The organism is Pseudomonas paeninsulae (assembly GCF_035621475.1).
Classification (GTDB): domain Bacteria; phylum Pseudomonadota; class Gammaproteobacteria; order Pseudomonadales; family Pseudomonadaceae; genus Aquipseudomonas; species Aquipseudomonas paeninsulae.
In genome coordinates, this window is the sequence record NZ_CP141799.1 from 3,039,888 (window position 1) to 3,053,427 (window position 13,540).

General features: G+C 61.3%; 12 protein-coding genes. 8 read left to right on the forward strand and 4 right to left on the reverse strand.

Features of this window, described 5'->3' with window-relative positions:
- The first annotated feature begins 90 nt into the window (after positions 1-90).
- The 5 genes from VCJ09_RS13885 to VCJ09_RS13905 all read left to right on the forward strand — a co-directional run bounded on the left by VCJ09_RS13885 (position 91) and on the right by VCJ09_RS13905 (position 7,413).
- Complete coding sequence (locus VCJ09_RS13885; protein ID WP_079202284.1) at positions 91-936, forward strand: AAA family ATPase; 846 nt, start codon at positions 91-93, stop codon at positions 934-936.
- A gap of 162 nt (positions 937-1,098) precedes the next feature.
- Positions 1,099-2,277, forward strand: coding sequence for a vWA domain-containing protein (locus tag VCJ09_RS13890; protein WP_324734666.1), 1,179 nt, complete (start codon positions 1,099-1,101; stop codon positions 2,275-2,277).
- A gap of 677 nt (positions 2,278-2,954) precedes the next feature.
- The gene (locus tag VCJ09_RS13895; RefSeq protein ID WP_407693045.1) at positions 2,955-4,694 is read left to right on the forward strand and encodes a type I secretion system permease/ATPase; all 1,740 of its coding nucleotides are present in this window, start codon (positions 2,955-2,957) and stop codon (positions 4,692-4,694) included.
- Between the two features lie 4 nt (positions 4,695-4,698).
- Positions 4,699-6,045 carry an HlyD family type I secretion periplasmic adaptor subunit gene (locus VCJ09_RS13900; RefSeq protein ID WP_324730764.1) on the forward strand — a complete coding sequence of 449 codons (1,347 nt, stop codon included), beginning with the start codon at positions 4,699-4,701 and terminating at the stop codon, positions 6,043-6,045.
- 3 nt (positions 6,046-6,048) lie between these two features.
- On the forward strand, positions 6,049-7,413 hold the full coding sequence (locus tag VCJ09_RS13905; protein WP_407692969.1) for a TolC family outer membrane protein: 1,365 nt from the start codon (positions 6,049-6,051) through the stop codon (positions 7,411-7,413).
- 231 nt (positions 7,414-7,644) lie between these two features.
- Here VCJ09_RS13905 and VCJ09_RS13910 read toward each other — a convergent pair whose 3' ends face one another.
- From VCJ09_RS13910 to VCJ09_RS13920, 3 genes are all read right to left on the reverse strand, one after another.
- A complete protein-coding gene (locus VCJ09_RS13910; protein WP_324730765.1) occupies positions 7,645-8,169 on the reverse strand; it encodes a DUF2937 family protein in 525 nt (174 codons plus the stop codon).
- A 32-nt stretch (positions 8,170-8,201) separates the two neighbouring features.
- Positions 8,202-8,978: a class II glutamine amidotransferase gene (locus tag VCJ09_RS13915; protein WP_079202289.1), complete on the reverse strand. Its 777-nt coding sequence runs from the start codon at positions 8,976-8,978 to the stop codon at positions 8,202-8,204.
- 273 nt (positions 8,979-9,251) lie between these two features.
- The gene (locus tag VCJ09_RS13920) at positions 9,252-9,734 is read right to left on the reverse strand and encodes an MFS transporter (protein ID WP_324730766.1); all 483 of its coding nucleotides are present in this window, start codon (positions 9,732-9,734) and stop codon (positions 9,252-9,254) included.
- A 163-nt stretch (positions 9,735-9,897) separates the two neighbouring features.
- Between VCJ09_RS13920 and VCJ09_RS13925 the strand changes: the two genes are divergently transcribed.
- Both VCJ09_RS13925 and VCJ09_RS13930 read left to right on the forward strand, forming a co-directional pair.
- A complete protein-coding gene (locus VCJ09_RS13925) occupies positions 9,898-11,946 on the forward strand; it encodes a S9 family peptidase (RefSeq protein ID WP_324730767.1) in 2,049 nt (682 codons plus the stop codon).
- Positions 11,947-12,058: 112 nt separating this feature from the next.
- On the forward strand, positions 12,059-12,532 hold the full coding sequence (locus tag VCJ09_RS13930) for a cyclic nucleotide-binding domain-containing protein (protein ID WP_324730768.1): 474 nt from the start codon (positions 12,059-12,061) through the stop codon (positions 12,530-12,532).
- Positions 12,533-12,670: 138 nt separating this feature from the next.
- Here the strand turns inward: VCJ09_RS13930 and VCJ09_RS13935 are convergent, their stop codons facing one another.
- Positions 12,671-13,000: a hypothetical protein gene (locus VCJ09_RS13935; protein WP_324730769.1), complete on the reverse strand. Its 330-nt coding sequence runs from the start codon at positions 12,998-13,000 to the stop codon at positions 12,671-12,673.
- 129 nt (positions 13,001-13,129) lie between these two features.
- Here VCJ09_RS13935 and VCJ09_RS13940 point away from each other — a divergent pair, with 129 nt between their 5' ends.
- Entirely contained in the window at positions 13,130-13,504 is a 375-nt protein-coding gene (locus VCJ09_RS13940; RefSeq protein ID WP_318946739.1) for a YajD family HNH nuclease, read from the forward strand.
- Positions 13,505-13,540 lie beyond the last annotated feature (36 nt).

Genomic DNA, 13,540 nt, shown 5'->3' on the forward strand with positions numbered 1-13,540 from the left:
CACACTGGCGCCACCTCCGCGTTATAGTCACTTTTTTAAATACTGAACTAGCGGGTTTATATCCTGCAGATACCGTTCGAGGATTTACCGATGAAGTTCGAAGGCACCCAGTCCTACGTCGCCACCGACGACCTCAAGCTCGCGGTCAACGCCGCGATCACCTTGGAGCGTCCGTTGCTGGTCAAGGGCGAACCGGGCACCGGTAAGACCATGCTCGCCGAACAGTTGGCCGAGTCCTTCGGTGCCAAGCTGATCACCTGGCACATCAAGTCCACCACCAAGGCCCATCAGGGTCTGTACGAGTACGACGCGGTCAGCCGCCTGCGCGATTCGCAGCTGGACTCGGACAAGGTTAACGACGTGCGCAACTACATCAAGAAGGGCAAGCTGTGGGAAGCCTTCGAGGCCGAGGAGCGGGTGATTCTGCTGATCGACGAAATCGACAAGGCCGACATCGAATTCCCCAACGACCTGCTGCAAGAACTCGACAAGATGGAGTTCTACGTTTACGAGACCGACGAGACGATCAAGGCCAAGCTGCGCCCGATCATCATCATCACCTCGAACAATGAGAAGGAGCTGCCGGACGCCTTCCTGCGCCGCTGCTTCTTCCATTACATCGCCTTCCCGGACCGCGTGACCCTGCAGAAGATCGTCGACGTGCACTACCCGAACATCAAGAAGGATCTGGTCGCCGAGGCGCTGGACGTGTTCTTCGACGTGCGCAAGGTGCCGGGCCTGAAGAAGAAGCCCTCGACCAGCGAGCTGGTCGACTGGCTCAAGCTGCTAATGGCCGACAATATCGGCGAAGCGGTGCTGCGCGAGCGCGATCCGACCAAGGCCATCCCGCCATTGGCCGGTGCCCTGGTGAAGAACGAGCAAGACGTGCAACTGCTTGAGCGCCTGGCGTTCATGAGCCGTCGCGCCAGCCGCTAAGCTTTGAACCCCCTCTCCCCTCCGGGGAGAGGGCTGGGGTGAGGGGTGCCGTCTGATCGCGAGCGTCCGGCCAGCAGCTCGGCGTCGCCTGTACACCCTCACCCTAACCCTCTCCCTCAAGGGAGAGGGGATTTGTCCCCCAGATGCCAAGAGGGTGCAGCCATGCTGCTCAACCTGTTCAATGAGATGCGCGCGGCCAAGGTGCCGGTGTCGGTGCGCGAGCTGCTCGACCTGATCAACGCGCTGAAGCACAACGTGGTGTTCGCCGACATGGACGAATTCTACTATCTCGCCCGGGCGATCCTGGTCAAGGATGAGCGCCACTTCGACAAGTTCGACCGCGCCTTCGGTGCCTACTTCAAGGGCCTGGAAAACCTCAACCAGCACATCGAGGCGTTGATCCCCGATGAGTGGCTGCGCAAGGAATTCGAGCGGTCGCTGAGCGACGAGGAACGCGCCAAAATTGAATCCTTAGGCGGCTTGGACAAGCTGATCGAGGAGTTCAAGAAGCGCCTGGAAGAGCAAAAGGAACGCCACGCCGGCGGCAACAAGTGGGTTGGCACCGGCGGCACCAGCCCGTTCGGCTCCGGCGGTTTCAACCCGGAAGGTATCCGTGTCGGCGATGCCGGCAAGCGCCAGGGCAAGGCGGTCAAGGTCTGGGACCAGCGCGAGTACAAGAACCTCGACGATCAGGTCGAACTGGGCACGCGCAACATCAAGATCGCCCTGCGCCGCCTGCGCAAGTTCGCCCGCCAGGGCGCGCAGGAGGAGCTGGATCTGGATGGCACCATCGACCATACCGCCAAGGACGGTGGCCTGCTGAATATCCAGATGCGCCCGGAGCGGCGCAACACGGTCAAACTGCTGATCCTGTTCGACATCGGCGGCTCGATGGACGCCCACGTCAAGGTCTGCGAGGAACTGTTCTCCGCCTGCAAGACCGAGTTCAAGCACATGGAGTATTTCTACTTCCACAACTGTGTGTACGAATCGGTGTGGAAGAACAACCTGCGCCGCGGCTCCGAGCGCTTCTCCACCCAGGACCTGCTGAACAAATACGGCGCCGACTACAAGGTGGTATTCGTCGGCGACGCGGCCATGGCGCCTTATGAGATCACCCAGGCCGGCGGCAGCGTCGAGCACTGGAACGAAGAGCCGGGCTACGTGTGGATCAAGCGCTTCATGGAAAAGTACAAGAAGCTCATCTGGATCAATCCCTACCCCAAGGACACCTGGGGCTACACCGCCTCGACCAATATCATGCGCGAACTGCTGGAAGACAAGATGCACCCACTGACGCTGCAAGGTTTGGAAGAAGGCATGAAGTTCTTGTCGAAATAAGCACCATGCAATTGGCTCAGGGCGACGGGCGCAATAGATTTGCGCTCTCCCAGTGGTGATGACCGCAGGATAGCGTGACCTGCGAGCACCAGGCCGAAAATGGATGCACGAAATGGGCGCCCGCGCAGCACTTCGCTAACTCCGCTCGGGCCCATCGAAGTAGCCTTCAGGCGCAAAGCCGAAGATCAAAGACAGTCCAGGCAACTGCTTGGGCTGATCCCTCCCCACGACTCCAGCTACTCATTGGCCCCCACAGCTCACCGCTGGTCGATGCGCCGAGCGCGGCATCGATGCTCAAACACTCGACGTTAGCGCCCTGCCCGCAGCGCTCAGTCATCGCCTAGCCGATGCTCATGCACATGCCTGGTAAGCACTGATGGCCGTATAGGCGGTGCTTGAGGGATGCGAGCTAGCACAGCGTCAAAAAACCACCGATCTCAAAGGAAAGCCGCTGAAAAATCATAACTTATTGCTCAAATTGGAAAAATTACATGACTTAAGCCAGGCCCACTCTGTATCAACTACTCCTTGCCAGAAACCTAAAACCCCAACTATACCTAAGTACAAGCTCTCCAGTTTTGCACCGAAGAAGGGCATCTCTTTGCATTCGTCCTAGGGTCATGCGGCCGTTGGCTGCGACTCAGGATTTCGCAAGCAGCAGTATGGGGGTTCACCAAATGGGCATGTTGCTTTCACCGCGCACAGAACTGGCTGAGGTGCTCTTTCGCTTACGCCGAACTTTTTACGCCTTGGCCGCTTTTAGCGGGGTGATCAACCTACTGATGTTGACCCCTGCGGTTTACATGCTGCAGGTGTATGACCGGGCGCTGGTCAGCAGCAACGTCACCACCCTGCTGATGTTGACCTTGTTGGTAATCGGGCTGTACGTGCTGATGGCCATGTTGGAGGTGGTGCGCTCCACTGTATTGATTCGCGTCGGCAACCGACTCGACATGATGCTCAACACTCGCATCTTTGGCGCCGCATTCGAACGCAACTTGCGCAGGGCCGGCGGCAACCCGGCGCAAGCGTTGCAGGATCTGGCCCAGGTACGTCAGTTTCTCACCGGCAATGGCCTGTTCGCGTTCTTCGATGCCCCCTGGACACCGATCTATCTGCTGGTGATCTACCTGATCCACCCGATACTCGGTTTCATCGCCCTGATCGGCTCGCTGTTACTGGTCGCGCTTGCTTACCTGACCGAGATCAGCACCCGTAAACCACTGGCCGAAGCCAACCAGGCGTCCGTGGTATCCGGCAGCTTTGCCAATAACAACTTGCGCAACGCCGAAGTCATCGAAGCCATGGGTATGCTTCCGGCCATCCGCCAGCGCTGGTTCGGCAACCATCTGCGCATTCTTGAAAAGCAGACGCTGGCCTCCGATCGCGCGGCCTATATCAACGGCACTACGCGCTTCGTGCGCATTACCCTGCAGTCCTTGATGCTCGGTGCCGGGGCACTGCTGGCGATCAAAGGCGAAATCACCCCCGGGATGATGATCGCCGGTTCAATTCTGTCTGGACGTGCCCTAGCCCCGGTCGAGCAGGTTATCGCGGCGTGGAAACAGTTGCTCTCCAGCCGTGGGTCCTGGGGGCGACTAGCAGCCTTGCTGGACGACTTCCCCGCACACAAACCTTCCATGCCACTGCCAAAGCCCGTGGGCATAGTCGTCGTGGAAGGCGCCTTCGCCAATGCCCCCGGATCGGGTCTACCGATCCTGCGCAACATTTCCTTCAACCTCGCCCCGGGCGAATCACTCGGCGTGATCGGCCCATCCGCCTCGGGCAAGTCGACCCTCGCCCGCCTGCTGGTCGGTGTCTGGCCCGCTCATGCCGGCAAGGTACGCCTGGACGGCGCCGATGTATTCGAGTGGAACAAGGAGGAACTGGGCCCCTGGCTCGGCTACCTGCCGCAAGATGTCGAATTGTTTGAAGGCAGCGTTGCCGACAACATCGCCCGCTTTGGCGAGATCGACAGCGAAGCGGTCATCCTCGCGGCCAAACAAGCGGGCGTACACGAGATGATCCTGCGCTTACCGCAAGGCTATGACACGGTCCTGAGCACCGACGGCGGCTCGCTGTCCGGTGGCCAGAAGCAACGCGTCGGACTGGCCCGCGCCCTCTACGGCGATCCGTCATTGATTGTCCTCGACGAGCCGAATGCCAGCCTCGACGACCTCGGCGAAGCGGCCTTGGTCCAGGCCATCGCCGACCTCAAGCGGCGGCAAAAGACCCTGGTCCTGATCTCTCACCGGCCAACCATACTGAACATGGTCGACAAGGTACTGATGCTACGCGAGGGCACAGTCCATACGTTCGGCTCCCGCGATGAAGTCTTCAACGCGCTCCGCCAGGCCGGCGTGATACCCGCGGCGGCGGGTTCACCGAGCCTGGCATCGGTCAAGGGGAAGGAGTAGAGCCATGTCGGATCTTCAGTTCGAAAGCAAAAGTTTAAAACTTGCCGACCCGGCGCAAGAAGTTGACGTCGACGATCGCCGTCCGGGGCGCTGGGGCATGTGGCTGGTGTTAGCGGGCTTTGGCGGGTTCATCATGTGGGCCGTTTTCGCGCCCCTCGACGCCGGAATAGTCGCCAACGCCACGGTCAATGTGACCGACAATCGCAAAATCATTCAGCACCTGACGGGAGGTTCGGTAGAGTCCATTCTGGTTCGCGAAGGCGATCTGGTTAAACGAGGCCAGGCGCTAATCGAACTGGAGCCGACCCAAGCCATCGCCGAACAAGGTGTAGTCAGCGCCCAGTACATCGTGGTGAGGACCGTACAAAACCGCTTGCAGGCCGAGCGCGACGGGTTAGCCAAAGTGGATTTCGACCCCGACCTACTGGCCCGTTTCGCCGACGACCCGCGCCTGCAAGCCGCGATTGCCCTGCAACAACGTCTCTTTACCACCCGGCGTAGCGCCTTGACCGGCGAAGCCGGCATCTTGCAAGAGAACATCCACGGCGCCGAGGAGCAGATTCGAGGGCTTCGCCAAGTGCAAGTCTCGCGTCGCGCGCAAATCAGGTTTCTCAACGAGGAGCTCGAAGGCGTGCGCAGTCTCGCCGCTGAAGGCTATGTGACCCGCAACCGCATGCTCGAACTGGAGCGCAGCGCAGCCGAACTGAACGCCGCGTTGGCCCAAAATATTGCCGACATTGGTCGTGCACGTAACCAGATTGCCGAATTGAAACTGCGTACCCTGCAACTCGAGCAGAACTTCCAGAAGGAGGTGCAATCACTTCTGACCGATGCGCAGAAGGAAGCCTCTGCCCTAACCGACCGTTTGCGCTCGCTTGACTACGAGGTCACCCATACGGTGATTCGCTCACCCATCGACGGCATCGTACTGGGCCTCAATGCCTCGACCATCGGTGGCGTGATCCAGGCCGGCTCGGTGATCATGAATGTGGTGCCGGCAAACGAACCGCTGCAGGTAGACGCCCAGATCCCGGTACAGGCTATCGACAAGATGACCCCCGGCCTGCCCGTAGACATCACCTTCCCCGCCTTCAACCATGCCCAAACACCGAGCATTCCTGGTCGGGTGCTGACCATCTCGGCTGACCGCCTGGTCGACGAGAGCAACAAACAACCCTACTACCTCGCGCAGATTGAGGTGACGCCAGAAGGCATGGAAAAGCTCGGCAGCAACCGCATTCGCGCCGGCATGCCGGCCACGGTGACGATCATAACCGGCGAGCGCAACCTGATGAGCTATCTGATGAAGCCGATGCTTGACCGCGTCGACAACGCCTTCAAGGAGCAATAAACAGTGACCTCAAGAAGTCATGGCATCACGATCCATTTAGTCCTCGCGGGCCTGGCGGGCCTAGCCAGCCTGCCGGTAGCGGCTCTGGACCTTCAGCAGGCCTGGGAAACCCTGCAACTGCAAGGGCCGACCTACCGTTCTGCGGTCCACGAACGCGATGCCGGCCTGGAGAACCGCGCCCTTGGACGAGCAGGCTTACTGCCACATATCAACGCCAGCGCCAGTAAAAACAAGGTCAACGGCACCCAGGAACAATCGGGGCTACCCGGCGGCTCGATCGAGCGCGACCTGGACTATGACTCGGAAAATCTCGCGGTGCAGCTGCGTCAACCGCTGTTCAATCGACAGAAACTCGCCGAGTACCGCCAGGGCAAACAACGCGCCAATTACAGCGAAGCCGTCTTCGATGCCAAGACGCAGAACGTCGCCGTACGCTTGGCCAACCGTTATTTCGATGTCCTGCTGACGCGTGAAACCATCGACTTGGCGAATGCCAAGCTGAAGGCCTTTGAGCAACAAGTAGCGGCGTCGGATCGCCGCTTCAAACTCGGCGATGGCACCATCACCGACGTCTATCAGTCAGCCGCGCGGCGTGACTTGGCCCAGGCCGAACTGATCGAAGCGCAAGACAACCTGCTGATCGCTATGCGCCTGCTGGAAGAGATGCTCGGAGAGGTACCGCAACATGTCGCCACCTTGCGCCACGACTTCCCCATCCCGCCCCTGCATCCCAACGACTTGCAGGCATGGATGGACAAGGCCCAGGCGAATAACCCGGCACTGCGGGCGCGAGACTACAGCCAAAGAGTGGCCGATGAAGAAGTCAACCGGGCCAAAAGCGGGCATTGGCCGACCCTCGACCTGGTGCTGGGCTACACCGACAGTCAGAGTGATTCGATCTCGACCATCAACCAGCAGAACCGTTATGCCTCGGTTGGCCTGGAGTTCAATATGCCGCTGTTCGCCGGCGGCGCGACCAGCGCCAGAGTGCGCCAGGCGGTGGCCAGTCGCGAGCAATCCAGCGAAGATTTGAATGCCACGCGTGAGGAGGTGTACTCGTCTACCACCCGCCAGTTTCGTGGTGTGCAAAGCAGCGAGGCGCGCATCAATGCCCTGGAAAATGCCGTGATGTCGAGTGAGCGGGCTCAGGATTCGGCGAAGAAAGGCTTTCTCGCCGGTGCCAGCACCAACGTCGACATCCTCAACGCCGAGGAGCAGGTATTTATCGCACGCCGCGACCTACTGGAATCCAAGCTGCGTTATTTACTCGCACGCTTGCAGCTGTCGGCCGCCGTGGGCCTGCTCGGCGATGACGATATCAGTCGGGCCAATAGCTACCTTGGCCCGGAACTGGTTCTGGGCTATTGAAGCCGATAGGTGCCGAGGAGCGGAGTTGTTCGCTGCAAATGCTGGGCACACACCACTCCCGCTCTCTGCGTGGGCATGCAGCCCGGACGCTCTGCGTCCACTGCCGCTGAAGACGCAAGGTGCACGGTGTAGCCGGATAAAATCCAGGGACGTTCATCACCGGCCAAACCGTTCGCGGATTGCGCCAGGGCTTATCCGAAGATGGACTCCGGCCTTGGCATTTCGCCGCTACTAACGCCAATGCCGCTGCTGCACCTTTTGGCTACGACCGCCACCGAGTAACAAGCCGACCATCAGCAGCAGGCTTTCCACCAGCCAGGCCAGCAGCAAGGCACACACCAGGCCCCAGGCGATGGCTTGTGGCGCCAGCAGCACTTGGTAACGGTAGGCTCCGTAGGTTTCGTCCATCAGCTCGCGATCGGCGGCCGTCGCGAGATGCCAGACCTGGCCGTACCACGGCCCTTGCATGGCCTGCCATTCCAACTCGAGGAAACTGGCGCGATCGACCAGATACCCCACGCTCTGCGCGTCACTGCGCATAACCGGGTCATCACTGGCCTGATAGTGCGTCACTAACGCCTGCAAATCACCCTGGAAAAAGCGCCTGGCAGTCTCACGGAAACCCGTCAGGCTCAGCTCGGACTCCAGCCGATGCGCGTCGACACGCTTGCTGTAATCCGCGATAAACCCCGGCACCTGTACGCCGACCAGCAGGCCCAAAGCAAACAGCGCCAAGCGTAGATAGCTTCTGAACATCGCCCCTCCCCTGATTTCAAGTTAGCCACCGCTCAGTCGGTCAAGCCCTGAGCCACACACTCGCCGCGCCGCCACAGCCGCCATTCGCCGGGGCGATACAGGTTCCAGCATTCGTTATCGGTCAAAGGCTCGGTGGCCAGCACCGTGACCACATCGGCGGGCGTGGTTTCGGCCTGGAAATCCACCCGCACATCGGCATCTTTCAACTGTGCCGGGCCAAAAGGCGCACGCCGGGTGATATGTGCCAGCTTGGTCGAGCAAAAGCTGAATAACCAGTCGCCATCGCTGAGCAGGCAGTTGAACACGCCGTACTGGCGATAGGCCGCACAGGCAGCGACCAGGCTGGGCAGGAACAGCTCCACCGCCACCGGCTCCGGGAAGTCGCGGCGCAGACCATTGAGCAGACCACAAAAAGCCGCCTCGCTGTCGGTGTCGCCAACCGGGCGATAGAAGCTCGGCGTCGGTGAAAAACCCGCCAACTGGCCGTTGTGTGCGAAACACCAGTTACGCCCCCACAACTCGCGCACGAATGGGTGGGTATTGGCCAGGCAGACCTTGCCGACATTGGCCTGGCGAATATGCCCGATCACAACCTCGCTCTTGATCGGGTAGCGCTGCACCAGCTGCGCCACTTCCGATTCGCTGCTGGCGCGCGGATCCTGGAACAGCCGCAGACCGCGCCCTTCATAGAACCCGATACCCCAGCCGTCGCGGTGCGGCCCGGTGTCGCCGCCGCGGCGCATCAGCCCGGTAAAGCTGAAGACGATATCGGTGGGCACATTGGCACTCATGCCGAGCAATTCACACATGGTTAAAACTCTCGACTCAGAGGTTGTGAAACTATCCAACGCCGTCGCGAGAGCGACGACAAGCCCGTAGGATGGGTTAGCCGCCCAGGTGATGTTAGGCAAGACCGCATGTTCTGTACGGCGTGACCCAGCATGGCGGTGAACCTGCTGCCCCCTGATGGGTATCGCTACGCTCATCCTACGCGGCCCGCGCCATCCTACAGTCTTGATCCCAAAGATCCGTAGATCTATAGGAGCCGGGCATGGCCAGTCATTTAGCCGCGAAGAATCCGCTCAAAGTCGCGGTTCGACCCGCGCACGTCCCTTGCCACCCTGGTCATAACGCGTATCGGCATAGTCGCCATCCTCACGTTGCATGATCTCGCGCAGGGTCGGCGCGTTCTCATCATCCGGCTCCGGTTGCGGACCACGGCGATTCTTCCACCAGCGCGCCAGGGGCCAACGAATGGCCACGAACAACACATACAGAGCGAATGCAATCAGACCGTACATGGACAGATCGGCCACTGCGCGCCAGATGCTGTTTCCCACATCAAACAGCAGATCCAGCGCGGTGATCGCAATCGCCGGGGCGAGCACCTCTTCATTGGACGGATCGACGACGGTCGGACTGAACAGCAGCACCGCTGCCAGCAAACGCAGGGGCTCACGCAGATAACGCCACATCCAGCGGGTCAAGCGGAACCACACCAGCAGGCAACCCAGGGCGGCGACGGCATAGGCGCCCCAGGCAAGTAAATAGTCGTTCTCGGTCATAAAACGCGGATCTCTGAGCATGACGGGGCTGGGCCGTTGGCAACCGCAGCGAGTGAAGGCGGCATTTTTCAACGGCCTGCTGACGCAGTGCGGCATATGATAACGGCTTTTCCGTGGTCCGACAGGCTGCTAGCTGCAGACCGTACAGAATTGGAGTTACCAGATGCCGCACGCCCCCATCGCCCGCACCGAGATCGCTGCCGACCCTTACGACTGGCTAGAGAAGCGCGACGCCGAGGAGGTGCTCGAGTACCTCAAGGCAGAAAACACCTACTTGGAAGCCGAGCTGGCCGAGCAACGCGAGCTGCGCGAGGCGCTGTTTCAGGAGATCAAGGGCCGCATCCGCGAGACCGACCTGTCGCTGCCTTCGCCCTGGGGCCCCTGGCTGTATTACCAGCGCACCACCGCCGGCGACGAATACCCGCGCCACTACCGCTGCCCGCGCCCGGCCGATGGCTCGCTCGACGTCGATGAAAGTGTCGAGCAATTGCTGCTCGACCCCAACACTCTGGCAGATGGCGGTTTTATCTCGCTGGGTGCCTTCAGCGTCAGTCAGGATCACCAGCGCCTGGCCTACAGCCTGGATACCAGCGGCGAAGAGGTTTACCAGCTGTTCGTCAAGGAACTGGCCACTGGTGCGATCAGCCAACTGCCCTTCGCCGATTGCGACGGCAGCATGACCTGGGCCAACGACAACCAGACCCTGTTCTTCGGCGAGCTGGACGACTGCCATCGCCCGCACAAGCTGTACCGCCATCGGCTCGGCAGCGACTCGGCCGAGCAGGTGTTCCACGAAACTGACGGGCGTTTCTTTCTCAACTGCTATCGCACCAGCTCCGAGCGCCAACTGGTGCTGCTGCTTAATAGCAAGACCACCAGCGAGGCCTGGATCCTGGATGCCGATACGCCGGACGCCGCGTTCAGCTGCCTGGCGCCGCGCGAGGAAGGCCACGAATATTATGCCGACCACGGCAAGGTCGATGGCGACTGGGCCTGGTTGATCCGCAGCAACCAGAGCGGAATCAACTTCGCCCTGTACTGCGTGAAGCAAAGCAGCGCCGCCGCGCAGACGCCGACCCGCGAGCACTGGAGCGAACTGCGTGGCCATGACCCGCAGGTGATGCTCGAAGGCGTGAGCCTCAACGACAGCGCGCTGGTCCTCAGTCTGCGCGAGGGCGGCCTGCCGATCATCGAGGTGCATGCCCAGGCTCAGCCAGCCTACCGCGTTGACCTACCGGATGCGGCCTACAGCCTGTACGTGCAGGACACCCTGGAATTCGCCAGCCCGGTGATTCGCCTGCGCTACGAGGCGCTCAACCGGCCGGCGCAGATCCGCCAGCTCACGCTCGCCGACGGCGCACAGCGGGTACTCAAGGAAACCCCGGTGCTGGGCCCGTTCGACGCCGACGATTATGTCAGCCAGCGGCTCTGGGCCAGCGCAGCGGACGGCACCCAGGTGCCCATCAGCCTGGTGGCCAAGCGTGAGGTGCTTGGCCAGGTCACCGCCCCGCTCTACCTCTATGGCTATGGTGCCTATGGCGAAAGCCTCGACCCCTGGTTCTCCCACGCGCGCCTGAGCCTGCTGGAGCGCGGTTTCGTCTTTGCCATCGCCCACGTGCGCGGCGGCGGCGAGTTGGGCGAAGCCTGGTATCGCGCCGGCAAGCTGGAGCACAAGCACAACAGCTTCAGCGACTTCATCGCCTGTTCCGAACACCTGATCGCCAGCGGCTACACCACTGCGGCCCAACTCGCTATCAGCGGCGGCAGCGCTGGTGGCCTGCTGATCGGCGCAGTGCTCAATCAGCGCCCCGAACTGTTCGCCGCCGCCATCGCCGAGGTGCCTTTCGTCGACGTGCTCAACACCATGCAGAACCCCGACCTGCCGCTGACCGTCACCGAGTACGACGAGTGGGGCGACCCGCATGAGCCCGAGGTGTTCGAGCGGATCAAGGGCTATGCACCCTACGAGAACGTCCAGGCCCAGGCCTATCCGGCCATCCTCGCCGTGGCCGGCTACAACGACAGCCGCGTGCAGTATTGGGAGGCGGCCAAATGGGTGGCCAAGCTGCGAGCAAACAAGACCGATAACCACCTGTTGCTGCTCAAGACCGACCTCGACGCCGGCCATGGCGGCATGAGCGGACGTTATCAGGCGCTCAGGGACGTGGCGCTGGAGTACGCCTTCCTGCTCAAGGTGTTCAAGTTGGGCTGAAAAAAGACACCCGACTGCGCGCCCATTCACAGCTTCGCGCAAGCGGCAGTTGGCAATCCTGGGCTGGCCGGCTAACGTCACCCTTATACCGGCCAGACGCAGCAGAACATCCATGCCAGACAGCTCTTACTTGATCGATGAAATCCGCGACATGCTGCTCGACTGCGGCCTGTTCAACAGCCTGCAGCCCAGCGAAGTACTCAGCGCGGCTGGCTATTTCAACATCAGCCGATATCAGCCGGATGCCATCATCTGCCACGAGGGCGATGCCGGCACCTTCATGTGCATCATCCACTTAGGCGCGGTGTCGATCCGCAAGACCAACTCCAGCGGCGAAACGGTCGAGATCGCCAAGCTGCGCAAGGGTCGCGCCTTCGGCGAAATGGCGGTACTGGACGGCGAAAGACGCTCGGCCAGTTGCATCGCCGTCAGCGATTGCACCTTGTTGATCCTGGCCCGGGACTCGCTGGAGAAGATGCTGCACGAGGCCCCCAAGTCCGCCGCCCAGGTCATCCGCGCCATCGCCGTGGCCATGTCCAGGCGCTTGCGCATGGTCGACGGGCAGTTGGTCGAGCATCAGATCTAGGCAGACATAACGGCTTCGTACTCGCCGGAACCAGGGCCCCCAGGGCAGCGATCCCGGATTGCATCCGGGCTACGAGAGCCAGCTAGTCTGGCGATCCGCTTCAGCCGCGAAACGTTGGCTTTGCCGACGTTGGCGAATTCAGTCGGCGTCCTTGCGGCTGCCCGGCAAGCCCTGACTGTTGCGCTCAAGCTGCTGCTTCAACAGCGGTAACTCGCCATCTGGTGGAGCCAGGGAACCGCCAGGTGGATTGGCCTGGTAGCCCGTACCGTCGTTGAGCAAGGGTGGATTATTCGGCGCCGGAGTCGGCAGGTTGCGCGGCAGCAGCTGGGTGAAGGGTTGCGGCGTGGTGGTGCCGGGTGAGCCGGCAGGTCGCTCCCGGGGCGTCGACGCGGAATAGTCCCGCGCTTCAATCGCACTGCCGCCCAGGACCGTCAGGCACAGCAGTAGCACACTGGTCAGGCGCATCATCCACCTCTCTTTAGCAGGACGCTTGGGCATTGGGCTGCGCGCACCACCGATAAGTGCCCGTCCGGCTGTTTTCGCCGACCACCGGCAGGGCTACACTGTCGGCATCAGCATACCGCCACGAGACAAGCCATGAGCACGGACAAATCACCCTCACCTACCGCCAAGCTCGACCGCATCCTCGCCGATGCCCAGCGCAGTCGCGAAGAAGGCTACCGGGATAAAGCCCTGAAGATGTACCCGCATGTCTGCGGCCGTTGCGCCCGGGAGTTTGCCGGCAAGCGCCTGAGTGAATTGACCGTTCACCACCGCGATCACAACCACGACAACAACCCGCAAGACGGTTCCAACTGGGAGTTGCTGTGCCTGTATTGCCATGACAACGAACACGCGCGCTACACCGACCAGCAGTACTTCAGCGAAGGCTCGACCGCCAGCCCGCAGGGGCCGAAATCGACCCACAAGGCCTTTGCCGACCTGGCCGCCCTGCTGAAAAGCAAAGACTGAGGCGGCACCGCACAAGTCTGCCGACAGGATGATCTG

What these genes read in the sequence shown, in the direction of transcription:
- VCJ09_RS13940 (WP_318946739.1), top strand. Translation starts at nt 13,130, where the DNA reads ATGAGCACGGACAAATCACCCTCACCTACCGCCAAGCTCGACCGCATC.
- VCJ09_RS13935 (WP_324730769.1), bottom strand. Translation starts at nt 13,000, where the DNA reads ATGATGCGCCTGACCAGTGTGCTACTGCTGTGCCTGACGGTCCTGGGC.
- VCJ09_RS13895 (WP_407693045.1), top strand. Translation starts at nt 2,955, where the DNA reads ATGGGCATGTTGCTTTCACCGCGCACAGAACTGGCTGAGGTGCTCTTT.
- VCJ09_RS13915 (WP_079202289.1), bottom strand. Translation starts at nt 8,978, where the DNA reads ATGTGTGAATTGCTCGGCATGAGTGCCAATGTGCCCACCGATATCGTC.
- VCJ09_RS13920 (WP_324730766.1), bottom strand. Translation starts at nt 9,734, where the DNA reads ATGACCGAGAACGACTATTTACTTGCCTGGGGCGCCTATGCCGTCGCC.
- VCJ09_RS13885 (WP_079202284.1), top strand. Translation starts at nt 91, where the DNA reads ATGAAGTTCGAAGGCACCCAGTCCTACGTCGCCACCGACGACCTCAAG.
- VCJ09_RS13890 (WP_324734666.1), top strand. Translation starts at nt 1,099, where the DNA reads ATGCTGCTCAACCTGTTCAATGAGATGCGCGCGGCCAAGGTGCCGGTG.
- VCJ09_RS13930 (WP_324730768.1), top strand. Translation starts at nt 12,059, where the DNA reads ATGCCAGACAGCTCTTACTTGATCGATGAAATCCGCGACATGCTGCTC.
- VCJ09_RS13910 (WP_324730765.1), bottom strand. Translation starts at nt 8,169, where the DNA reads ATGTTCAGAAGCTATCTACGCTTGGCGCTGTTTGCTTTGGGCCTGCTG.
- VCJ09_RS13900 (WP_324730764.1), top strand. Translation starts at nt 4,699, where the DNA reads ATGTCGGATCTTCAGTTCGAAAGCAAAAGTTTAAAACTTGCCGACCCG.
- VCJ09_RS13925 (WP_324730767.1), top strand. Translation starts at nt 9,898, where the DNA reads ATGCCGCACGCCCCCATCGCCCGCACCGAGATCGCTGCCGACCCTTAC.